The 23,438-nt window shown below is 68.6% G+C and carries 21 protein-coding genes and 2 tRNA genes; 22 read left to right on the top strand and 1 reads right to left on the bottom strand.

Translation table 11 applies throughout. The annotated features are described in order from the left end of the window. Positions 1-84 precede the first annotated feature (84 nt). The 9 genes from IPJ78_19595 (at position 85) to IPJ78_19555 (ending at position 11,972) form a co-directional block, all read left to right on the top strand. A complete protein-coding gene (locus IPJ78_19595) occupies positions 85-471 on the top strand; it encodes a hypothetical protein (protein MBK7908731.1) in 387 nt (128 codons plus the stop codon). A 16-nt stretch (positions 472-487) separates the two neighbouring features. Next, positions 488-2,023: an NAD(P)H-hydrate dehydratase gene (locus IPJ78_19590; protein MBK7908730.1), complete on the top strand. Its 1,536-nt coding sequence runs from the start codon at positions 488-490 to the stop codon at positions 2,021-2,023. Continuing rightward, positions 2,020-2,979 carry a thiamine-phosphate kinase gene (gene thiL, locus IPJ78_19585; protein MBK7908729.1) on the top strand — a complete coding sequence of 320 codons (960 nt, stop codon included), beginning with the start codon at positions 2,020-2,022 and terminating at the stop codon, positions 2,977-2,979. The genes IPJ78_19590 and thiL overlap by 4 nt, the downstream gene beginning before the upstream one ends. A gap of 5 nt (positions 2,980-2,984) precedes the next feature. Beyond that, positions 2,985-3,725 carry a 1-acyl-sn-glycerol-3-phosphate acyltransferase gene (locus IPJ78_19580; GenBank protein MBK7908728.1) on the top strand — a complete coding sequence of 247 codons (741 nt, stop codon included), beginning with the start codon at positions 2,985-2,987 and terminating at the stop codon, positions 3,723-3,725. Positions 3,726-3,764: 39 nt separating this feature from the next. Beyond that, positions 3,765-5,054, top strand: a complete 1,290-nt coding sequence (gene eno, locus IPJ78_19575) for a phosphopyruvate hydratase (protein MBK7908727.1) — start codon at positions 3,765-3,767, stop codon at positions 5,052-5,054. Between the two features lie 9 nt (positions 5,055-5,063). Next, entirely contained in the window at positions 5,064-5,453 is a 390-nt protein-coding gene (locus IPJ78_19570) for a septum formation initiator family protein (protein ID MBK7908726.1), read from the top strand. A gap of 68 nt (positions 5,454-5,521) precedes the next feature. Continuing rightward, positions 5,522-11,671 (top strand): hypothetical protein, encoded by a 6,150-nt coding sequence (locus IPJ78_19565; GenBank protein ID MBK7908725.1) that lies wholly within the window; start codon positions 5,522-5,524, stop codon positions 11,669-11,671. Between the two features lie 50 nt (positions 11,672-11,721). Further along, positions 11,722-11,795, top strand: a tRNA-Met gene (locus tag IPJ78_19560). Positions 11,796-11,898: 103 nt separating this feature from the next. Beyond that, a tRNA-Met gene (locus tag IPJ78_19555) sits at positions 11,899-11,972 on the top strand. 439 nt (positions 11,973-12,411) lie between these two features. Here the strand turns inward: IPJ78_19555 and IPJ78_19550 are convergent. Then, on the bottom strand, positions 12,412-13,065 hold the full coding sequence (locus IPJ78_19550) for a hypothetical protein (protein MBK7908724.1): 654 nt from the start codon (positions 13,063-13,065) through the stop codon (positions 12,412-12,414). 488 nt (positions 13,066-13,553) lie between these two features. Here IPJ78_19550 and IPJ78_19545 point away from each other — a divergent pair, with 488 nt between their 5' ends. The 13 genes from IPJ78_19545 to IPJ78_19485 all read left to right on the top strand — a co-directional run bounded on the left by IPJ78_19545 (position 13,554) and on the right by IPJ78_19485 (position 23,128). Further along, positions 13,554-14,810, top strand: a complete 1,257-nt coding sequence (locus IPJ78_19545; protein MBK7908723.1) for an ISL3 family transposase — start codon at positions 13,554-13,556, stop codon at positions 14,808-14,810. Positions 14,811-15,036: 226 nt separating this feature from the next. After that, complete coding sequence (locus IPJ78_19540; GenBank protein ID MBK7908722.1) at positions 15,037-15,498, top strand: hypothetical protein; 462 nt, start codon at positions 15,037-15,039, stop codon at positions 15,496-15,498. A 111-nt stretch (positions 15,499-15,609) separates the two neighbouring features. Then, positions 15,610-16,056: a hypothetical protein gene (locus IPJ78_19535; GenBank protein MBK7908721.1), complete on the top strand. Its 447-nt coding sequence runs from the start codon at positions 15,610-15,612 to the stop codon at positions 16,054-16,056. A gap of 346 nt (positions 16,057-16,402) precedes the next feature. After that, positions 16,403-16,981, top strand: coding sequence for a hypothetical protein (locus IPJ78_19530; protein ID MBK7908720.1), 579 nt, complete (start codon positions 16,403-16,405; stop codon positions 16,979-16,981). Positions 16,982-17,184: 203 nt separating this feature from the next. Beyond that, entirely contained in the window at positions 17,185-17,613 is a 429-nt protein-coding gene (locus IPJ78_19525; GenBank protein ID MBK7908719.1) for a carboxypeptidase regulatory-like domain-containing protein, read from the top strand. 199 nt (positions 17,614-17,812) lie between these two features. Beyond that, on the top strand, positions 17,813-18,295 hold the full coding sequence (locus IPJ78_19520) for a hypothetical protein (protein MBK7908718.1): 483 nt from the start codon (positions 17,813-17,815) through the stop codon (positions 18,293-18,295). 143 nt (positions 18,296-18,438) lie between these two features. Next, a complete protein-coding gene (locus IPJ78_19515; GenBank protein ID MBK7908717.1) occupies positions 18,439-18,981 on the top strand; it encodes a hypothetical protein in 543 nt (180 codons plus the stop codon). 143 nt (positions 18,982-19,124) lie between these two features. Continuing rightward, positions 19,125-19,544: a hypothetical protein gene (locus IPJ78_19510; protein ID MBK7908716.1), complete on the top strand. Its 420-nt coding sequence runs from the start codon at positions 19,125-19,127 to the stop codon at positions 19,542-19,544. Between the two features lie 268 nt (positions 19,545-19,812). Further along, positions 19,813-20,229, top strand: coding sequence for a DUF2314 domain-containing protein (locus IPJ78_19505; protein MBK7908715.1), 417 nt, complete (start codon positions 19,813-19,815; stop codon positions 20,227-20,229). 533 nt (positions 20,230-20,762) lie between these two features. After that, positions 20,763-21,413, top strand: a complete 651-nt coding sequence (locus tag IPJ78_19500) for a hypothetical protein (protein ID MBK7908714.1) — start codon at positions 20,763-20,765, stop codon at positions 21,411-21,413. 170 nt (positions 21,414-21,583) lie between these two features. Further along, on the top strand, positions 21,584-21,841 hold the full coding sequence (locus IPJ78_19495) for a hypothetical protein (protein ID MBK7908713.1): 258 nt from the start codon (positions 21,584-21,586) through the stop codon (positions 21,839-21,841). Positions 21,842-22,068: 227 nt separating this feature from the next. After that, the gene (locus tag IPJ78_19490) at positions 22,069-22,341 is read left to right on the top strand and encodes a hypothetical protein (protein MBK7908712.1); all 273 of its coding nucleotides are present in this window, start codon (positions 22,069-22,071) and stop codon (positions 22,339-22,341) included. Positions 22,342-22,498: 157 nt separating this feature from the next. Then, on the top strand, positions 22,499-23,128 hold the full coding sequence (locus IPJ78_19485; protein ID MBK7908711.1) for a hypothetical protein: 630 nt from the start codon (positions 22,499-22,501) through the stop codon (positions 23,126-23,128). The last annotated feature ends 310 nt before the right edge of the window (positions 23,129-23,438 follow it).

Below are 23,438 nucleotides of genomic sequence, written 5' to 3'. Positions count from 1 at the left end.
CTGAAGGATGAAGGTCGAAAGTTGGCCTCCCTCCGCATCGCAGTTCATCTTTCATCCTTCCTCCTTCCACCTTCATCGTCCCAAATGCCCGAACTGGCTTTCCGAGACGGCGTAATGGACCGCATCAGGCTCCGCGAGCCTCGTTACGACGAGCGCGCGTACCTGTTCGTCCTTGCCGCCCTCGAGTTCTGCCAGCAACGGCTCACCGAGCGCCGCCACCTCACCGGCCGCGAGCTCGCCGAGGGGTGCCGTGACCTCGCGCTCCAGCGCTACGGCGTCATCGCGCGCGAGGTGCTCGCGCACTGGGGCGTCCGCGACTCGTCCGACCTCGGCGAGATCGTCTTCGCCCTCGTCGATGTCGGGCTCCTGATGAAGCAGCCGAACGACTCCAAGGAGGATTTCGTGGGCGTCTTCGATTTCCAGAAGGCGTTCGACCGCGATTATCCCTGGAACGCCGTCCCTTCCACCTGACGGGGAGGCGATCCCCGTGAGCGTGCGCATCACGTCGGCGGAGCAGTCCGCGGCCCGCGAGGCCGCGGCGATCGCCGCGGGGACCGAGTCCTTCGCCCTCATGCGCGCCGCCGGCGAGCGCACCGCGGCCCACCTGCTCGAGGTCATCCCGCTCCTGCGCGAGCGCGGCGCCGTCGTCTTCGCCGGCACCGGCAACAACGGGGGCGACGCGTGGGTCGTCGCCGGCGCGCTCGCCCGCGCCGGCTGCCCCGTCACCGTCGAGTCGCTCGGTGACCCGCGCTCCGCCGACGCGCAACGCGCCCGCACCGAGGCGCTCGCCGCCCTCGACACCGCGCGCGCGGCGACCGATCCAGCCTGCATCGTCGATGGCATCCTCGGCACCGGCACCAAGGGCGAGGCCAGCGGCGAGGCGGCACAGGCGATCGCCCGCGTGAACGAAGCCGGCGCGCGCGGCGCGGTCGTCGTCGCGCTCGACGTCCCGAGCGGGCTCGATGCGAGCACCGGTGGCGGCGGCGCGGTGGTGCACGCGCATCGCACCTGCACCTACGGCACCCTCAAGCGCGGCCTCCTCCTGCGGCGCGACGAAGCGGGGACGATCGTCGTGCTCGACATCGGCCTCGCGCACCACGCCGACCTCGCCGATGCCACGCCGCGGCTCGTCGATGCCGCCTGGGTGCGCGACGCGGTGCCGCCCATCCCGAGTGACGCGCACAAGGGCGTGCGCCGCCGCCTCGCGATCATCGGCGGTGGCGACGGCATGGCCGGCGCGCCGATGCTCGCCGCGCGCGGCGCCATGCGCAGCGGCATCGGCATGGTGCAGCTGCTCGTCAATCCGAACAACGTGCCGGTGGTGCAGGCCGCGCTCCCCGAGACGATGGCCGCGCGCTGGCCCGTCACCGCCGAGGACCAGGAGCGCGTCATGCGCTGGGCGCATGTGCTCCTCCTCGGCCCCGGGCTCGGACGCACGGCGATGACGCGCGCGCTCGTCGAGCGGCTCCTCGTCGCCTGGCGCGGCCCCGTCCTCCTCGACGCCGACGCGCTCAACGTCTTCGAGGGCGAGCCGCGCACCTTGGGCTCGCTCCTCGGCGCGCGCCCCGCGATCGTCACGCCGCATCCGGTCGAGGCGGGGCGCCTGCTGCGCCTGCCCGTCGCCGCGGTGCTCGAGCGCCGCTTCGAGGTCGGGGCCGAACTCGCGCGGACGCTCGGCGCGACGGTCCTCCTCAAGGGACCGCCGAGCGTGATCTCCGCGCCCGACGGCCGCATCGCCGTCTCGGCCAGCGGCGCGCCCACGCTCGGCACCGCCGGCAGCGGCGACGTCCTCGCCGGCATCGCCGCGACGCTCCTCGGGCAGATGAGCGATGCCTTCCACGCCGCGACGAGCGCCGCCTGGATCCACGGCCGCGCCGGCGAGCGCGCCGCCGAGTCCGGCTCGGTGCGCGGCTCGTCGCTGAGCGACGTGATCACCGCGCTGCGCGAGGCGTGGGCGCTCACCGATCCCGCGTCGCAGCCGCCCGTCCTCGCCGAGCTGCCCGCGGTGGGGAAGCAGCGGTGACCCGCCACACCACGCTCGGCCCGGGCGCGGAGTTCGACGCCGTGCGCGCGCTGCTCGCCGGCTGGGGCGATCGCGCCATCGGCATCGGCGACGACGGCGCCGTCCTCGACGTGCCCGCCGGCTCGCGTCTCGTCGTGAGCACCGACAGCACCGTGGAGGAGGTCCACTTCCGCAAGGAGTGGCTCACGCCCGAGGAGATCGGCTGGCGCGCGACCACCGCCGCGCTGTCGGATCTCGCGGCGATGGGCGCCGCGCCGCTCGGCGTCCTCCTCGCACTCACGGTGCCGCGCGACTGGCGCGCCTCGCTCGACGCCGTGGCGGCCGGCATCGGCGCGGCCGTCGGGGCACATGGCGCGCCCATCGTCGGCGGCGACGTCACCGACGGCGACCGGCTCGCCCTCGCCATCACCGTGCTCGGCCACACCCGCACACCGCTCACGCGCTCCGGCGCGCGCGCCGGCGACACGCTCTACGTCACTGGCGCACTCGGCGGCCCCGGGGCCGCGCTCGAGGCGTGGATCCTCGGCCGCACACCCTCGCGCGAGGCGCGCGCGCGCTTCGCGCACCCCGAGGCGCGCATCGCCGCCGGCCAGTGGCTCGCCGCGCACGGCGCGCACGCGGCCATCGACCTCAGCGACGGACTCGGCGGCGACGCGGCGCATCTCGCCGCCGCGAGCGGGCTCCGCTGCATCATCGACACCGACGCGGTGCCGCGCCTCGCCGGCACGGCCGTGCAGGACGCGCTCCGCAGCGGCGAGGAGTACGAGCTGCTCGTCGCCGCCCCCACGCTCGACCGCGCCGCCTTCGCCGCGGCGCACGATGGCCTCGCGCTCACCGCCATCGGCCGCTTCGAGGCGGCCGAGCCGGGCGGGGCAGGGGAGCTCCTGCTGGAGTCGCACGGCGCGCGCGTCCCGTTCGCGCCCTCCCATGACCATTTCGCCGTGCCCCGCGCATGATCCCGATGCTCCGCGCCCTGATCGTCGCGATCAACTTCGTCGTCGCGACCTTCGTCTTCGGTGGCATCGTGCTGCTCTCGGCGCTGCTCCGCGTGAAGGACCGCCCCGGCTCCCCGTATGACTGGTGCCCGCGCTGGTGGGGGAAGACGCACCTCTTCCTCGGCGGCGCGCGCGTGGTGGAGCACGATGTGGAGCGCAAGCACGGCGCGCAGCACATCTTCGTCGCCAATCACCTGAGCAACTTCGACGTCTTCGCCCTCGCCGACTCGTTGCCGTGGATGAAGTTCGTGGCGAAGGCCGAACTGTTCAAAGTGCCGATCCTCGGCCCCGCGATGCTCCGCGCCGGCATGATCCCCATCGAGCGCGCCAACCGGAAGTCGGCCTTCAAGAGCTACTCGGAGGCCACCGAGCGCATCCAGCGCGGCGCCTCGGTGGCGGTCTACCCGGAAGGAACGCGCGGCCACGAGTACGCCCTGCGGCCGTTCAAGAAGGGCCCCTTCGTCCTGGCCATCCAGGCGCAGGCCCCGATCGTCCCGGTGCTGGTCTACGGCGCCCTCGACCGCCAGCGAAAGGGCGAATTCAAGGTGTACCCCGGCGAGATCCACATGCACTATCTCCCGGCGATCGAAACGAAGGGCCTCACCTACGATGACCGCGACCAGCTGGCCCGGAAGGCCTACGAGTCCATGGCCGCCTGCCTCCTCACGCATTACGGCATCCCCTCCCCCGCATTCAAGGGCGCGTAGGGCAGTATCTTTCATCCTTCATCCTTCAGCCTTCATCCCATGTCCGTGATAATCGGCATCCACGCCCGCGAGATCCTCGACTCCCGCGGCAACCCCACCGTCGAAGCCGACGTCATCCTCGAGGATGGCACCTACGGCCGCGCCGCCGTCCCGAGCGGCGCCTCCACCGGCGAGCACGAGGCCAACGAGCTCCGGGACGGCGACGCCAAGCGCTACCTCGGCAAGGGCGTGCGCAAGGCCGTCGAGAACGTCCGCAAGCTCATCGAGCCCGAGCTCATCGGCCTCGACGTCACCGAGCAGATCGAGCTCGACCGCGCGATGATCGCCCTCGACGGCACCAAGACCAAGTCGAAGCTCGGCGCCAACGCCATGCTCGCCGTCTCCATGGCCGCCGCCCGTGCCGCCGCCGCGAGCGTGGACCTCCCGCTCCACAAGTACCTCGGCGGCCCCATGGCCCGCACCCTCCCGGTGCCGCTCATGAACATCCTGAACGGTGGCGCGCACGCGACCAACACCGTGGACTTCCAGGAGTACATGATCGTCCCCGTCGGCGCCGAGTCGTTCTCCGAGGCGCTGCGCATGGGGACCGAGGTCTTCCATTCGCTCAAGAAGGTGCTGGTGAAGCGCAAGCTCTCCACCGGCGTCGGCGACGAGGGCGGCTTCGCCCCCGACCTCAAGAGCGACGAGGACGCGCTCATCGCGGTGATGGAGGCCATCGAGCTCGCCGGCTACGACCCGGGCAGCGAGATCGCCATCGCGCTCGACTGCGCCGCGAGCGAGCTCTTCGCCAAGGGGAAGTACACCTTCAAGAAGTCGGGTGGCGGGACGAAGACCGCCGAGCAGATGGTCGAGATGTACGCCAAGTGGTGCAACAAGTACCCCATCGTCTCCATCGAGGACGGCCTCGCCGAGGGTGACTGGGCGGGGTGGAGCCACATGACCGACGCCATCGGCGATCGCGTGCAGCTCGTCGGCGACGACCTCTTCGTGACCAACGTCGAGTTCCTCGCGCGCGGCATCCAGGAGGACGTGGCCAACGCGATCCTCGTGAAGGTCAACCAGATCGGCACGCTCACCGAGACGCTCGAGACCATCGAGATGGCCGGCCGCAACGGCTACCGCTCGATCATCTCGCACCGCTCGGGCGAGACCGAGGACACCTTCATCGCCGACCTCGCGGTCGCGACGAACGCGGGGCAGATCAAGACCGGCTCGGCGAGCCGCACCGACCGCGTCGCGAAGTACAACCAGCTGCTCCGCATCGAGGCCGAGCTGGGGGCGAACGCCGAGTTCCCGGGCGGCGCGATCTACGGGCTCGAGAACGAGTAAGGGCTGACCGTGGCCGCCAAGCGCACGGGCAATGCAGGGGCGGGGGCCGGCAAGGCCTCCGCCCGCCGTGCGTCCGGCGGTCCGTCGGGCGGGCCGCTCACCACCAAGCAGATCATCGGGCGCGTGGTCGCCCTCACCTTCCTCGTCTCCGTGGTCGCCTTCGCGGTGCAGGGCGGGGAGTACGGCACCACCGACCTGCTGCGCCAGCGGCGGCAGTTGGCGCGGGAGCGGAAGGTGGTCGACTCGCTCGCCAAGGCCGTCGAGCAGCTCAAGGTCCTCAAGAAGGCGGTCGAGAGCGACCCGGCCACGCAGGAGCGGATCGCGCGCGAGGAGTTCGGGATGGTGAAGGGGGACAAGGAGATCCTCTACCGCTTCACCGACCCCGATTCGGTGCCGTAGTACAAGTCGCGTCCAGAGCGTGACGCAGGTCGCTTGCTGGGTCTTTTCCCCAGCGGCAACTTTCCCCGATGCACCGCGGCCCCTCGAAGCTCTCGAAGCTTCCCAAGCTCCTCACGATCGTCGCGGCCCTCGCCGCCTCCTCCCTCAGCTGCGGTCGCGAGGTCACCGGTCCGCCGGATGGCCTGCGGAGGAGTGGCCCGCTCTCGTTCACCCCGCTCTACCCGGCCGCGCTCCGCGCGCCCAACGGCGGGCTGCACCACGCGGTCGCCTTCGAGAAGGTCCGCGTGGTGTTCCGCCGCAGCGACGGCGGCGTCTCGCTCGACCAGACGATCGACTTCCCCTCCGACGCCGACTCGGTGGCGGTGCGTCTCACCGTCCCCGTCTCGGCCGGTGCGCCGGAGAGCGGGGAACTCCTCGCGCTCACGCTCTACTACGTGGACGCCGCCAACGACACCGTCTTCACCGGCGGCCCGGTGCAGCTCACCGTGCGCGGGGCGAAGCCGGGCGAGCCGCCCGCCGAGCCGGTGCCGGTCACGCTCACGTACACCGGGCCCGGTCGTGACGCAGTGCGCGTGACGCTCTCGCCCACGGCCGCCGCGCTCACCGCCGGTCAGACGCAGACCTTCACCACGCAGGCCTTCGACGCGCTCGACAATCCGCTGCAGGCGCCGGTGCTCTTCGAGAGCACCGACACCAGCATCGTGACCGTGACCGACGCCGGCGTCGCCACCGCGCGCGCGCGCCGCGGCAGCGCCTTCGTCGTCGCCAAGCTGTACGGCGGCGCGGCCGACACGTCCACGGTGAGCGTCGCGCTCCCCGCGGCCGCGATCGCCGCCTCGAGCGGGAGCGGCCAGACCGGCCCCGCCGGCACCCTGCTCGCGCAGAACGTCATCGTGCTCGTGACGGCGGCGGACAGCGTCCCCGTGGCCGGCGTCCCCGTCACCTTCGCCGCCACGGCAGGTGGCCTCCCCGGCCAGACGGTGGTGAACACCGACGCCGCCGGCTTCGCGAGCACCACCTGGACCCTCGGCGCCGCCGTCGGCGCGCAGACGATGACCGCCACCGCCGCCGGCCTCACCGGGAGTCCCGTGACCTTCACGGCGACGGCGACCCCCGGCGTGCCGACCTCGCTCGCCTTCACCGTGCAGCCGCCGACCGCGGTCGCGGGCCAGGCGATGACCCCCTCGGTGGTGGTCGAGGCGCGGACGTCCGCGGGCGGCCTCGCGACCGGCTTCACCGACAGCGTCACCATCACCCTCGGCGCGAATCCCGGCAACGATTCGCTCTTCGGCGTGATGACCGTCGCCGCGGTGGGCGGCATCGCGACCTTCAACAACCTTGCTTTCGACCGCGCGGCCACGGGCTACTCCCTCGTCGCCTCGTCCGGCGCGCTGACCTCCGCCTCCTCGGCGAGCTTCAACGTGGTGGCGGCGAACGCCAACCATCTCGGCTTCGAGGTGCAACCGGCAGGCGGGACCCCGGGCGTGGGGATGCTCCCCGCGCCGACGGTCCGCGCGTACGACATCTTCGACAATCCGGCCGCCTTCAGCGGCAACGTCACCGTCGCCCTCGGGGCCAACCCCGGCGGCGCGACGCTCGGCGGCACGACGACGGTCAACGCCGTCGCCGGCGCCGCGACCTTCCCCGGGCTCACGATCAGTGCGGGCGGCATCGGCTACACCCTCGTCGCGACCTCGCCGGGCCTCGGCGGCGCGACGAGCGATCCCTTCACCGTCGGCACCGCGACCATCGCCTGGGCCAATCCGTCGGGCGGCCTCTGGAGCGTCGCGGCCAACTGGAACCTCAACCGCGTGCCCGGCCCGAGCGACGTCGTGGCGATCGCCCTCGGCGGCACCTACGCGGTGACGCTCGACGTGAGTCCCACCATCGCGGGGATCGAGATCGGCACCGGCGCCGGCGGCACGCAGACGCTGCAGGCGACGAGCCGGATCCTCACCGTGGCGGGGGACGTCATCGTCGGCCCGCAGGGGGCGTTCGACTTCACCAACGCCTCGATCGCCGGCGTCGGCACGCTCAACAACGACGGCCTGGTGACTCTGCGCAACGGCGCGATCGCGCTCTCGCTCGACAACCGCGCGACCTTGGTGGCGTCGGGCAGCAGCGCGCTCAACGGCGGCCTCAGCACGACGCCGGGATCGACCCTGCGCGTGGCGCAGGTGGACGGCTGCTGCAGCACGGCGACGCTCGCCGTCGCCGGCGGGTTCACCAACGAGGGGACGATCGAGCTCTCCAACCAGACGACGAGCGCGTACGCGGCGCAGCTCAACGTCACGGGGACGCTGCTCAACTCACCCGGCGGGACCATCGCATCGATCGGCGGCCAGACCCCGGGCGGCGCGCGCGGCCTCGCCGCCGACCTCGACAACCGCGGCACGATGCTCGTCGCCGTGCCGCTCCTGCTCACCGGCGGCGGCGCGACGCACGAGAACAGCGGCACGATCGACGTGAGCGCCGACCTCACCGTCAACCAGTCCGGCGCCTCCCCCAGCTTCACCAACACCGGGACGCTCACCGTCGCCACCGGCCGGACGCTCGCCGTCACGGGCGGCGCGCTCACGCTCGTCGCGCCCATCGACGGCGCCGGCAACGTCACCGTGAGCAGCGCGACGGTCAACATCACCAACGCCTTCTCCAACGCCACCGCGACCGTCACCTTCGTCAACTCGGCCGTGAACGGGCCGGGGACCTTCACCAACGCGGCCGGCCGGACCATCGTCCTCTACTCCACCACGATCAACGCGCCGTTCGTCAACGCGGGGCTCGCGATCACCAACGGGAACTCGGCGATCACCGGCGCCTTCACCAATCCCGTCGGCGCGACGCTCCGCGTGGCGCAGGTGGACGGGTGCTGCAGCACCTCGACGCTGGACATCGCGAACGGGTTCATCAACGAGGGCACGATCGAGCTCTCGAACCAGACGGTGAATCCCTACGCCGCGCAGCTGAACGTCGTCGGCACGCTCGTGAACGCCGTGGGCGCGACCATCGCCGCGCTCGGCGGCCAGACGCCGGGCGGCGCGCGCGGGCTCGCCACCGACCTCGACAACCGCGGCACGCTCATCGTCGAGGCCCCGCTCACGCTCTCCGGCGCCGGCGCGACGCACGAGAACAGCGGCACGATCGACGTGAACGAGACCCTGCTCATCTCGCAGGGCGGCGCGTCGCCCAGCTTCACCAACACCGGGACGATCACCGTCGCCGCCGGCCGCACCCTCACGACGACGGCCGGCGCCTTCACCCAGGCCGGCACGCTCGGCGGCGCGGGCACCGTCTCCTGGTTCGGCGTGACCCTCGGCCTCACCGTGCCGTTCGACAACGCCGTGACCGGCCTCGCGGTGACCAACACCACGATCAACGGCCCGGCCTCCCTCACCAACGCGGCGGGGCGCACCCTGAGCCTCTTCTCGAGCACCGTCAACGCGCCGCTCGTGAATGACGGGGTGCTCATCGCCTCCGGCAACTCCGCGATCACCGGCGCCTTCGCCAACAGCGCGAGCGCCACGCTGCGCGTCGCGCAGCTCGACGGCTGCTGCAGCACCGCCACCCTGAACGTGGCGAACGGCTTCACCAACGCCGGCCTCATCGAACTCTCCAACCAGACCGTCAACAACTACGGCGCCCAGCTTAACGTCGTCGGCACCCTCGTGAACGCCGTCGGCGCGACCATCGCGTCGCTCGGCGGCCAGACCCCGGGCGGCAGCCGCGGCCTCGCCACCGATCTCGACAACCTCGGCACGCTCACCGTCGAGGCGCCGCTCATCCTCAGCGGCGACGGCGCGACCCACCAGAACAGCGGCACCGTCGACGTGTCGACCGCCGACCTGACCATCCTGCAGAGCGGTGCCTCGCCGACCTTCACCAACACCGGCACCGTCATCGTCGGCACCGCCCGGACGCTCCTGCTCCAGGGCGGCACCTTCGTGCAATCGTCCGGCACGCTCGACGGCACCGGGCTCCTGTCGCTCTTCAACACCACCCTCACGCTCGGCACCCCGCTCTCCAACGCGACGATGCAGCTGACCGCCGCCGGCTCCACCATCAACGGGACCGCGGCGCTCACCAACGCGCCGGCGCGCACCCTCGCGCTCTACTCGAGCACCGTCGCCGCCCCCTTCGTGAACCAGGGCCTCGCGATCGCGAGCGGCCCGTCGGCGATCACCGGCGCGTTCACGAACCCCGTGGGTGCCACCCTGCGCGTCGCGCAGCTCGACGGCTGCTGCAGCACCGCGACCCTCACCGTCGCCAACGGCTTCACCAACGAAGGGCTCATCGAGCTCTCCAACCAGACGGTCTTCAACTACGGCTCGCGCCTGAACGTGAGCACCGGTCAGCTCGTCAACGCCCCGGGGGCGACCATCGCCGCCATCGGCGGCCAGACGCCCGGCGGCGGCCGCGCGCTCGGCGCCGCGCTCGAGAACCAGGGCACGCTCACCGTCGCCGTGCCGCTCGTCATCGACGGCGGCAGCGCCCAGCACGAGAACACCGGCCTCATCGACGTGGGCGCCGCGCTGCAGGTCACCCAGAGCGGCACTTCCCCAGTATTCGCGAACCTCGGCACGATCACCATCGCGGCCGGACAGACCATGCAGGTCACCAACGGGACCCTGCGCCAGGACCTGGGCACGATCGACGGCACCGGCTTCCTCCTCACGCTCGGCGTCACCCTCGACCTGCTCTCCGACTTCGCGTCCGCCGGGCCGAGCTTCAGCCTGATCAACACCACGGTGATCGGCACCGGCACGCTGTTCGGCGCCACGGGGCGCTCGCTGTTCCTCTCCAATGCGACCCTCAACGTGCCGTTCGTGAACGAGGGCTTCACCCTCGTCAGCGGCACCTCCGCGATGAACGGCGCGGTGACCAACTCGAGCATCCCCGGGACGATGCTCCGCATCGCGCAGGCCGACGGAGCGACCTCGACCGCCAGCCTCACCGTGGCGAACGGCTTCACCAACCAGGGCCTGATGGAGCTGAGCAACGCGACGGTCACGAACTACGCGTCGCAGCTCGTCGTCCCGAGCGGCACCTTCGTGAATGCGCCCGGCGCGACGCTCTCCGTGCTCGGCGGCCAGACCCCCGGCGGCGCGCGCACCATCGCCGCGCAGCTCGACAACCAGGGCACCATCATCACGGACGTTCCCTTTTCGCTCGATCGGGCCGGCGCCGACCACCTGAACACCGGCACCCTCCTGCTCAACACCGGCAACATCCTCGTCACCCAGACGGGCACCACGCCGAGCTTCACCAACGGCGGCACCATCAGCGTCGGCACCGGGCGGATCCTCGCGGTCACGAACGGGGTGTTCACCAACGACGTGAGCGGCAGCGTGGCAGGGCAGGGGGCGCTGACCTTCACCAACGTCACGGCCGCCTTCGGCGGCGGCGCGCCCGCGACCGAGTTCTTCAACGCGACCGCCTCCAACCTCTCGCTCGTCAACGACGCGTCGGTCGGCACCGCGACGTGGGAGTTCACCAACACCGTGGTGGTGGACGACGGCGCGATCCTCACCATTCCCGCCGGGTCGACGGTGAGCCTCAACGCCTCGAGCCTGCTCACGCCGGTCGTGAACGCCGGCTCCCTCCTCGTGAGCGCCGCCTCGGCGATGAACGACCTCACCACCGCCTCCACCTCGTTCATCCGGGTGGGGAGCACCGCCGGCGGCGCGACGACCTTCACGCAGACCGGCGGCTTCGTGAACAACGGCCTGCTCGACCTGACCAACCTCGCGGCCGGGACCAATCTCGCCCGCGTGCTCGTGCAGAACGGGACCTTGCAGAACGCGCCGAGCGGCGTGATCCAGACCCAGGCCGGCTCGGCCGGCGGCGCGCGCGTGATCGAGACCACCGGCGGCGGCAACTTCGAGAACGATGGCACGTTGACCGTGCACGCGGCCGCGGCGGGCACGCTGACGCTGACCCTGAGCGGCGGCTTCATCACCACCGGCACCATCAACCTCGAGGTGGGCGGCCCCGTCGCCGGGACCGACTTCGACCGGATCGCCGTCTCCGGCAACACCACCCTCGGCGGCACCCTCAACGTGGCGCTGATCAACGCCTTCACCCCGCCCCCGGCGAGCAGCTACCTCCTGCTGGCCCAGAGCGCCGGGACCAGCAGCGGTGGGTTCTCGACCGTGAGCGCCCCCGGATTCACCGTCCCGCCGACCTACACCGCGGCGGGAACGACGATCGTGGCCCCATAGGCCGGGCGCCTTGTTTTTTCGCCTCCACCCGCTACTTTCCATCTCACTGACGCGGGGTGGAGCAGCCTGGTAGCTCGTCGGGCTCATAACCCGAAGGTCGCGGGTTCAAATCCCGCCCCCGCTACTGGTTCGACAGGTCCGGGCATCCCGTTCGCGGGGTGCCCGGACTTCGTTCCGGGCCCGGGGTTGGTCGGAAAAGGGCGTCCCCTTATCTTTCCGGGCCGTACGGCTGGGTAGCTCAGCTGGTTAGAGCACGGCACTCATAATGCCGGGGTCGCGGGTTCGAGTCCCGCCCCAGCTATTCACAGAAGCCCCCGCGGCCCCTTGGGCCGCGGGGGCTTCGTCGTGCGGGGGGCTCGCAGGCCGGGTGAGCGGCGCGAGCGTGCGGACGTTCGAGCCTCGTGCGGCAGCACGGGGCCCCCGCCGCACCTCCGTCCTCGACGCGGCTCGTGGTGCTCCCCGGCGGTCGTGCTATGCAGGTCTGCATAACACGGCTGCGATCAGCGGACCCGTCCCTCGCCATCACCGCGACAACCTGTTGTGGCGACTGTGCTTGCGGACTCGCGGTCCGGGCCGAATATTCGCGGCGGATGGACTATGCAGACCTGTCTAATTCAGGAAGCGAACGATTTAGGTCGGTCTGTCCAATTCACGTTATGCCGACTGAATTCAGAGGGTCGCTGCAGCGGGCATGCGCGGCCTTCAGTGAGCGGTGATGCCTAGGCGGGCGCGCCAAGTGCCTACCGCACGGTCGCCGTGTCGGGGCCGGAGGGTTCGGGTCCGCCCGGAAGAGTCGTGGTGTGCGTGAGGGCCCAGTTCCCCGTGCAACTGACCCTTCCAAACGGGGTCCCTGCCGATGCTGCTTGCGCTTGGTCGAAGGCAACGACGCACCGTCCATCCGGGGAGCGCGCGTCCGTCGCGGCGGCGGACCAGGCCGTCGTGGTGGCGCTCAGGAAGGTAACCGTCACCTCGTCCGAGGCGTGAAAGCCCAGCTGCTCGATATCACTCGTATAGCTGTTGCTATCCGCGTAGAAGCTCGCTTCGGTGTAGGCGAGCCTGTCCAGATCGTCGTGGGCTCGATACATGCGGTGGGTCGCCCGGCCCTCAGCCCCCATCGCCAACGGAGTGACCAACGGAGTGGCTACTTGGGCCAGTTGCAGCAGAAGAATCGGCGACCACGCCACGGCCAGGGACACTCGGTGCTTCCGGCGCACGAACAGGACGACCGTTGCAGCGAGCCAGCCGATTACCACTCCGATCACAACGAGGGCCCGGGTGCCACCGGATCGGCCCGTGAAGAATATCACGCCGCCGAACCCAAGGAACAGATATCCTTGCGTGAGGGTGACGACGACGGCGACCGTGCCCAGCACCGCGGTGGCGCCTCGTTGCATGAATTCCTCGGGGGTAACAGCCAAAGCCCCGCCCAGTCGGGATAGGAATTTTCAATTGGGTGAGTCGACTATCCGTCAACCATACAGCGCGAGCGCCGACCTCGTAAGGCCTCGTGGCCGGCGGCGGCGTGCCTCCATCGCGCTCGGGAACCTTGAGCGCCGTGGGAACACTTCAGTCAAGGTGGGAGCCCGAACACAGCACAACCTCACGTTATGCCGACGAAACTGATTCAGGAGGTCGAATGAGGCGTACGTGGTTTCGCCCACTCGGATGGCTCTTCATTCCCAGTTCCGCCCCGGGAGTCGTGCTCCTCTTGGGAGCGATTGCCTTCTGCATTCAGATATTCGTCGCCGTTGATCGCCGCTCGCACTCCGTGAGCGATACGCTATACGGGGCGTTCCCGTATTTTGGTTCTTCGAGGAATTCCGGGAAAGCCCCGTGACAAACGCGCTGGTCGCGCGCATGCTATCGGCATCGGAGGATGCCCATGGCGTACGAGGAGCTCAGCGCGCTGCTTGGGGGGTGGGAGGGGTTCATGATCGCGGCCGTGCGGCGCGAGCCCACCTCGACGACGCAGCCGGTGCCGCGCGTCGTGATCGTGCTGGAGCCGGTGCCGTCGCGCCCCAAGCGCTGTAGCCGCTGCGACGGCGAGGTCGTGACCGTCCATGAAGTGACCACGCGCCGCGTGCGCGATCTGCCGCTGATGGACGCCGAGACCTGGATCGAGTTTCCCCGCGCGCGCGTCGAGTGTCCACGGTGCGGGCCGACCGTCGAAGCCGTTCCGTGGCTCGATCGGTATCAGCGCATGACGACGCGCCTCGCCGCCGCCATCGCACGGCTCGCGCAGGTGTTGCCGATCAAGCACGTCGCGCAGTGGTTCGGCGTCGGCTGGGAGACCGTCAAGCAGATCGACCAGCGGGCGCTCGAGGCGCGGCTCGGCCCGATCGATCTCCGCGACGTGCGCCTGATCGCGATTGACGAGTTCGCGATTCACCGCGGCCACCGCTACGCGACGGTCGTGGTCAATCCGCTGACGCGGAAGGTCCTGTGGGTGGGCCGCGGCCGCGCGCGCGAGGACCTGCGGCCCTTCTTCGCGCAGCTGGGCCCCGAGGGCTGCGCGCGCCTGGAAGCCGCGGTCATGGATATGAGCGGCGCCTACGCCGACGAGGTCCGCGCCCACTGTCCCCACGCGGCGATCGTGTACGACCTGTTCCATGTGGTGGCGAAGTATGGGCGCGAGGTGATCGATCGCGTGCGCGTGGACGAGACGAATCGCGTGGCCGGCCGCGCCGTCGGCCGCGAGCGCGTCCGACGGGCCCAGCGGCGCATCATCAAAGGCGCCCGCTGGTTGCTGCTCCGCAATCGGGACACGGTGACGCGCCCGGCCGATCGGATCCGCTTGCGGGACCTCCTCGCCGCGAACCGCGCGCTCTTCAAGGTCTACGTACTCAAGGACGACTTGAAGCAGCTCTGGCGGTTTCGCTATCCGGGGGCGGCCCGGCGCTTCTGGGCGCAGTGGCGGCGGCGCGCGCTGGCGAGTCGCCTCGCGCCGCTCCGCGCCTTCGTGCGCCGGCTCACCCCGTACCTCGAGGGGATCATCAGCCATTGTCGATACCCGCTGCACACGAGCGTGCTCGAAGGGATCAACAACAAGATCAAGGTTATCAAGCGCATGGCGTACGGCTTTCGCGACGACGCGTACTTCTTCCTCAAGATCCGCGCGGCCTTCCCCGGTATTCCGTGAAGAACCCGTATTTTGCGCTCACCTTTCTGCTGCTGGAATGGGTGGCGGCGCGGTCTGGCGGCCGCGCGGCATAACGGCAGTTGGTGCAGATGGCCGCGCTGGGGTAGCGGTTGGGCGGCCGCGCTTTATCGTACCTAAAGGTACGGCGCGGCCGCCCAACCGCATCTTATGGAAGCGGCCACAGCACAACTTGACGTTAGACCGACGATGACCCGTCTCATCCGCGATGCCCGAAACCCACTGGAAACGCATCATGTCGGCATCACGCGAGTCGCGCGTTCGACGCGAGATTCGGTGGGTATTCGGTGCCATTGCCGCATTAGTCGTTGGCGTCCAGGCGTACGCGGCGGTGAGCCGGGACGACGCGTCGCTCCTTTTCAATCTGGGTGTCGCGTTCATCCTCGCGCTCCTTGCCGGACTTGACGTCGTCTCAGGGCGACAATTGCGACACGGCGCCCGGCACGAATTCTCGGAGCTCGGACTCAGGGTGCACCGCGGCTCGTCCGCAACGATCATTCGGTGGGACGAGATCGAGGCGGTGACCGCCGAGAGCGCTGTCATCGTCGCTTTGCGGACGCCGGCCGGGGTTGTTCGCGTCAATACCTATCAGTCCGAGACGTGGGAGGAGTTCAGCGAGCTCCTGCGGGAACGCTGGCTCGCTCCTCGACGGCTGAGCGCCTCCGCATGAGCGCGGTCTAACGATGCTTGCTGCTGACAGCCGGGCTATGGTAGCGGCCGCTGCGCGGCCGCATCTTACTTGATCGGCTGCAGCAGAAGCTCACGTTAGCCCGACCGCGTAATGCCCACACCGTTGACGCCCGCCGCAGCCACAACCCTCATCTCTCCGCACTTGCGCGGCTCGAGCGTCGACCGCCTGACTTATGGAATCACGTACTGGGATGTGCGCTTCAACAGCGGCGTGCTGCTGTCTGCAAGTGAGCTTCGCGTTTCTCCGAGCGCGCAACTCGGTCTATCAGGCTCCCGCAGTATGAACGACGAGATCCCAAGCGCGTGCTTGGTCGGCGGTCAACTGTTGGCTGTGACGAACAGCCATCCTGTCGACAACGTCTTGATAGACCCGTCGTCGGTGTTGGTGTGTCGATTTCAGAACGGGCTTGTCCTTCAGGCCCTCGCCATCGTAGACCAAGTCGACTGGACCTGGACTCTCGATTTGCCCGACGGTAGTCGGCTGACCTGCGATTCGGGACCCCTGTTTCTGTCGAATCGAACCGATGGGGCGGGCTAGCTCGGGCTTGCAGAGTGACGGTTGCCGCCGCCGATGCACGGGGGCCCGTGCTCGCGGCCTCGAACCATGATAGTCTGTGGACGTCGCGGGGCCGCGGTCTCACTGACCGGACGGCGAATGCGGCGAGTGGCCGATCCCGCTGGCTCCGATGTCTGCACAGCTAGGGACGCCACACGGTGGCACAGGAGGGTTCGGCCCTCCGTCGGGCTAACGAGAGTTGGTGCAGATGGCCGGTTAGGGTAGCGGGTTGGCGGCCCCGGCCTCATCGTACTGCAAGGTCGGCCGTGGCCGCCAACCCGCATTGATTGAATCGGCCACAGCACAACTAGACGTTAGGTCGACACCCATGGGTTTGATCCCCATCGCAGTCGTGGTGTGCGTGTTCGGATTGCTCGCTGCGCGCTTCGTCGCTGTGCGAGTGCGCGCTGCGCAAAGGCTCGTGTCCGATCGGCACTTGCGCGAGATCGCCGCGACGCTCCCGGCACTCCGTGTGGCCGCGTTTGCCGACACTGGTGTCCCGATGCATCCGCCGACCGACCGTCGAATTGCGCTGACATCTGAGGGCGTTGCCCTCTTCTTTTCGGAGCAGCGATTCTCGGAGACCGACCAGTGGCTGGCCCACATCTCCATCTCTCGGCGCGGAGGGTTCATCCCGTGGGCCGCCGCCGGTCGGTTCGCGTTTATCATCCTGCAGCACCTCGGTGTCCCGGTCCAAACCGCAGCGGTGGCGCATACTCCGGCGGGTATCGTGCACTTGGTCTTCGTCCACCGTGGCAGCGGCGACGCGCCTGCGACAGGCGAGCTGCCCGAGGATCTCATGAGACTTCGCATCGGGGCTGAGGAGTTCATGCGCACGGTTCGGCAATCCGGTACCCTGCGGCGCAGTGAACGCGAACTTCTCGCGTCGGTGCTCTGTGCGCCCTAACGACAGTTGGTGCTGATGGCCGGCTGGGGTAGCGGGTTGGCGGCCCCGGCCTCATCGTACTGCAGGGTCGGCCGTGGCCGCCAACCCGCATCTATTGAATCGGCCACAGCACAACTTGACGTTAGCCCGATGAGACCGAGATCGCGGGTTGCTGTGCCCCAAGGAGACGCAGCGCCATGGAATCACGATTGAGTGCCGTGGACATGCGCACCGCCACGCGCGGTACATCGCACCGACGCGCCGCCCGCCGTGTGTGTGTCGGCGCGTCCGCATTACTCGCGTTCGCCGCCTGTGACGCCGATCGAGTCTTCTTCGACTGCAGCTTGGAAGCGCGCGCCTCGATCGCGGTCACGGTCGTCGATTCGGTCTCGCGCGTGGGCCTGGGCGCCGGCTCCACATTGATCCTCGAGGACGGAGCATATCGAGATTCGGTGTCCTTTCCGATCGACCAGCTCATGTACAATACCATGCCGCTCTGGGCGCTTCAGAGCGCTGAGCGAGAGGGCACGTATAACGTTCGCGTGCGGCGGCCAGGCTACCAGCTCTGGGAACGACGCGGCGTGCGCGTGACGGCGGATCGGTGTCACGTGCGAACCGTGGAGCTAGAAGCACGACTGCAGGCGTCGCCGTAACGAGCTCGGCGCCCGCACGGGCTAACGGCAGTTGGTGCAGACGGCCGCGCTGGGGTAGCGGTTGGGCGGCCGTGCTTTATCGTACCTGAAGGTACCGCACGGCCGCCCAACCGCATCTTATGGAAGCGGCCGCAGCACAACTTGACGTTAGGTTGAGCGAACAGAGTTCGAGCTACCGAGAGATTCGTGAGGAGCCGACGTGGACGTGACTGACGAGTTTCGGCCGCTGCGCGACGCGCGAATCTGGGCCCTCCGCGGAGCAGGGTTCGTGGTCTTGTTCATCTTCACCAAACTGTTATTGCTCGGCCTTCCGCTCGGACTTCTGTTCGCGCTCTCGGGCGGGCGAGTCTCGCAGGTAGATCCCCTCGTCGTCATCACCGTCTTCGGCGCAGCGGTTCTCGGAGGCGCGCTGAGCGGAGCTGCCTATGGCGCGTTCGGACGTCCGCTTCGCGCTCGCGGCAAGTTCGGCGACTACGCGGCAGGTGCCGTCATCGCGACGCCGTACTTGTTCGTCATGATTCGTGCGGTTGCGTCGGCCAGGAGCGACCTCGCGCTCCTTCGCCCCCTCGACCGGATCGATCTCATCGTCCTCGCCTTCGCAGCGCTCTACATTGGCCCGCTCATCGGGCACTTCAACTTGCCGAGGCTCGAACCCGAGAGATTCCCGCGCGCGCCAACCTAACGGCAGTTGGTGCAGACGGCCGCGCTAGGGAAGCAGGTGGGCGGCCGTGCTCTTTTGTACCTTTCGGTATCGCACGGCCGCCCACCTGCATTTTATGAAAGCGGCCGCAGCACAACTTGACGTTAGACCGACGCATACACACTGTGACCGCACCAGCATTCCGCATCGAGCTGTCCCACTTGCATTGGCTCAACGCCGACGATCCGAGCTCGGATCTCTGCGCGCATGGCGGTCTTCGGGTCTCGCATGGCGAACGGGTATATGTCGATGAACCCGAAGCTGGGCACGCCGTGTCCACCGGCGCCCTGCATCTCCTACGGTCCGTCGAGCGCGACCACTGCCCAGAGGACGTGTCCTGCGATCAGCTTGTCCCGTGCTGTGGCCACTTCATGGTCTACGATGCCGACCGCCGCGAGGTGCGGAATGTAGGTTGCCCGAACGGAATCTCCTGGGTGGTGCGGCATCGACCCGACGGCCGCGTCGCGCTGCACTTCCCGCAGCACGAGGAACTGGTGCTACCACTCGCAGAGTGGCGCGAGGCGGTCATCGGCTTTTCTCGCGCGGTGCGTGAGTTCTACTTCGGCGCGGAACCCAAGCAGCCGGCCATCGAGAGCGACGACGAGTGGTACCCGCATTTCATCGCGGAATGGGAGCGGCGGCATGCTCGGGCGCTCGGCGCGGTCTAACGGCAGTTGGTGACCGACGGCCGTCTAGGGAAGCAGGTGGGCGGCCGCGCCTTGTCGTACCTTTCGGTACGGCGCGGCCGCCCACCTGCATCTTATGAAAGCGGCCGCGGCACAACTTGACGTTAGCCAGACCAGGAGCGCGGATGTCAGTGTCAGTTTCGGTGTTCTTGCGTGCACCGCAACTACCATCGCGGGACGAGTGGCAGCGGGCGATCGACGCGGCCGGATTCCGGGTATCCTTGCATCGTGAGTTCAACCCAACCGTCGATGCCGGATTCGTTGGCGCGTTGCACGATGGGCGGGCAGCGGGCTTCGAGTTCTACCTTGATGTCAGCGCAGAGGACAGCATTGACGGAAAGGAGGCCCTAACGCACCGTGCCATGTTCGTGACGCACTCGGCTTTGCGTGAGCTCGTGTCTTCCGTGGTTGCGGCGGCGACACTCGCGTCTGTTTGCAACGGCGTCCTACGCGACGACGACTCCGGTGAAACCTATCGCGGGGTCGCCGCAATCGAGTACGCGCGCAATGTGGAGCTGGATTGCGCGGCGGAGCTGCAACACTAGCTGGTCGCGTGGCCGGGCTGGCTAACGGCAGTTGGTGCAGACGGCCGCGCTGGGGTAGCGGTTGGGCGGCCGTGCTCTATCGTACCTGACGGTACCGCACGGCCGCCCAACCGCATCTTATGGAAGCGGCCGCAGCACAACTTGACGTTAGCCGGACGACACCGTCGATCGCGAAGGAGCCTTCTCATTGACACGCACCCCATCCGAACATGAAGAAGAATCCTGGAACGAACCTGTTCTCAGAGCTGTCGCGCGGTCGGATCAGGAGATGGCGGCCGCTCACAGTCGGGCGGCAGCGACGACCCAACACTTCGCGGCGCACGTAGCTCGCGCTGGTGAACACGTACGCGGCGCCAAGCTCCGCTTCCGCGACCCTGATCTGTCCGATGAACTTGGCGAGGACTGTTTCGTCTTTCTCTGGCTCACGACCGTTACCTATCATCCCGACGAGCAGCTCTTCTCGGGAGTCTTCTTCGAGGTACCGCGTGAGCTGCGGAAGTGGCATGAGATTGGCGACCGCCTGAGCTTCGAAGCGGAGGATATCTTCGACTGGATGATACTCGAGCAGGGAACGCTTCACGGCGGCTTCACGCTGCGTGTAGCCCGCCAGCGGTTGGCCGAACTCGAGCGCGCTGACTACGACCGTCGCGTCGGAGTCACGTCTTGGCACCCCTTGCCGGAGTAGACTGCCAGACACGAGCGTCAATGGCGAATCGCCGGGTCTTGCCCGGCGAGGGTCGTCGGCGCGCCGCCGGCTAACGGCAGTTGGTGACCGACGGCCGCGCGAAGGAAGCAGGTGGGCGGCCGTGCTCCTTCGTACCTTTCGGTATCGCACGGCCGCCCACCTGCATTTTATCGAAGCGGCCGCGGCACAACTTGACGTTATGCGGCGCCTCACCCGTCGCGATCGAGATCGAAGCTCGGCCGAGATTGCTTGGGGTGAACGGCAACTACGATGACGACAGCACCTCACCCGTGGAGACTGACCCGGTCCGCCCTTCGTCGCTCGTGCCGTCGGGACCTGTGCGCCTCGGCCCTAGGTAGGGCGGACGGGTCGCCGCGCGATTCGTCCGCCCCCTGAGACCGGGCGGCGGCCTCGCATAACGCCGCTTGGTGCCGATGGCCGGCTATTGATGGCGGCCGCTCCGCGGCCGCATTATTGAATCGGCCACAGCACAAGCCAACGTTAGGCGGACGGAGGAGGCTCTGGAGCGCTACATGCAGGCGGCGTTCATCGCCATGGCCGTGGCCACGATCTCTAATGCCGCGAACGCTCAGCGCGCGCGCGAATGCGTCGCAGTGCCAGCGTCGCGCACTGCATCGCTCGACTCGGCGCAGCAAGCTCTCGGGTTCCGCCTCTACTGGCCAGCAATCGCGGCCTGCGGTCCCCAGAGAACTGTCGCTCCACTCTGGACGCCCGAGCGTGATCGCGACGGTGACTTCGGTTCGCGCATTGCATTGCTTCGACCCACGGACGGGCGCTCCTTCGTCGCAGTCTCGTTCTCGCGAGGCTTCCTTGAGTCGAGCCTGCCACGCGTGCGCGCGTTCGAGGCCCGGGGCCGAGTGCTCGCACTCGCGGACCTTGGTGACGAAGGAGGGAGTTGGGGTATCGAGGCATTCGAGGTGCTCCGCGACAGCCTTCTTGCGCTCGGCCGCCTGGATGTTGGCAAATCCTCGCGTGACGATGAGAATGACGGGTCGGCCTTCAGCCACTTGGCCGTCGCGCTGAGTGCGGGAGAATGGCAGGTGAGCTTCGACACCGTTGTCGTGCTCGAACCGAACCGAGATTCTCGCTCCGTCATCGAGGCAAGTCCGCGCAGGCCGGCCCGGTTCCGCGCGCACGGCGGCACGTGGCGCCGTCTTCCGTGAGCCGCCGCCTAACGGCAGTTGGTGCTGATGGCCGGCTGGGGTAGCGGGTTGGCGGCCCCGGCCTCATCGTACTTCAGGGTCGGCCGGGGCCGCCAACCCGCATTAATGGAATCGGCCACAGCACAACTTGACGTTAGCGCGACGGACCCGGACTTCGAGCTGAGGCAGGCATGACCCTTCTCTCTGTACGTGATCGACGCATCGAGATGGCGATCCTTGCGGTCTGGGCTCTTCTGCTTGCCTGGGCCCTCGGAGCGCGCTTCTTCTCAGCCGCGCCGGCCGCGACGTCCAGCGGATCCATCACCCTACTCACCGGGATGGTGCTCGGCTCGGCGAGTCAGTTCGTCACGCAGCGCGCTCTGCGCTGGACGCTCCTCACCGGGGCGCTGTTCGCCGTGGCCGCTGGCCTCTGGATCACGCTAGCCTGACCCGTCGGGCCGAGCCGTGCGTACCGCTCGCTAACGGCAGTTGGTGCTGATGGCCGGCTAGGGTAGCGGGTTGGCGGCCCCGGCCTCATCGTACCTCAGGGTCGGCCGTGGCCGCCAACCCGCATTGATTGAATCGGCCACAGCACAACTTGACGTTAGCCTGACACCCGCCGCCCGCGTTCGCCGTAAGAAGGGGACACATCTTCGCGTAGGACGATATGGATCCAATGGCGTGGGTACTCTCGATCGCGTGCGGATTCGTCGCGGTCGGCTACATCGCGAAAGTCGTAGCGAACACCGTAGTGCGCCTCCGCAGCCTCCAGGTGTCGGCGGGCAACGCTGGGCTGGAAGCGCGTTTCGAGCGAATGGAGGCTGCGCTCGACGCGATAGCCATTGAAGTGGAGCGAGCCGGCGAGTTGCAGCGCTTCACGGCGCGACTCCAGGAAGGCGCCATAGCGGAGCCGCCGCGTTCAATTGCGCGACCACTCACGCCACAGTGAGCCCCGTGCCCGTGCGGGCTAACGGCAGTTGGTGACCGACGGCCGCGTCAGGGAAGCAGGTGGGCGGCCGTGCTCCTTTGTACCTTTCGGTATCGCACGGCCGCCCACCTGCATTTTATGAAAGCGGCCGCGGCACAACTTGACGTTAGGCCGAAGCATGAGACTTCTGATCGCACTCACATCTGCCGTCTTGCTTGGCTCCGCGTGTGCCCGAGAAGATGCGGGCGAGACGGAGATCGAGTCGCGTCCAATCGCGAGCGAGACCGCAGCGGCTGTGGAGCCCGAGACGACGCTCACGACGACGTATGTCGGCATCGACTTCAGCCTCAAGCATCCGGCGGATGCGCGCGTAGAGTACGATGACAATCGCAATGAAGTCTGGCTGCTCCCCGGCGATCGCATCATTGGGCCGCGAGTTGATCCGGACTCGAAGGGTGGCGCCTACTACGTCGCGGCGAGCAGAATCGTCACGCACGGACGCGCATCCGCTGCAGCGTGGGTGGACAGTGTCCGCCGCGCGCTAAATGATCACGAGTTCGACGAGGACAGTCTCTTCTTCGTCGGTCCTGCAACGGATACCACGCTCAATGGGCAGGCGGCGAAAGTTCTGGACCCGCCTTGCGGCGACTGCTGGGTGCGCCACTTCGTCTTCGCGCGCGACTCGACGATTGTCGTCTTGACCTACATCGCCAACGGTCTAGAGTCGTGGGATCGACAGCGGGCGCAACGAGTCGGCGAGGGAATTATCGGATCCTTCGAATGGAAAGCGGCTAGCTCGACCAGGTGAGGTCGGCATCGGTGCGCACTCGGCCTAACGGCAGTTGGTGACCGACGGCCGTCTAGTGTAGCAGGTGGGCGGCCGCGCCTTGTCGTACCTTTCGGTACGGCGCGGCCGCCCAACCGCATTTTATGAAAGCGGCCGCGGCACAACTTGACGTTATGCGGGCGGGGGACAGCCAACTGGCGTCGGCGTCACCGCGTGGGAAGTACAGCCCGAGGCATCGACGCCGCTGAACATGGGCGTCCTCAAGCCCACTGCTTTGGGGAGCGCGCTCCGCCAGGATCGAGCGCCGCCGCGGCTCGGAGCGCCTCGCCGG

This window comes from Gemmatimonadota bacterium (assembly GCA_016714015.1).
GTDB lineage: Bacteria > Gemmatimonadota > Gemmatimonadetes > Gemmatimonadales > Gemmatimonadaceae > Pseudogemmatithrix.
Note: the sequence above shows the minus strand (reverse complement) of the source record. Positions and strands in the feature narration are given on the sequence as shown.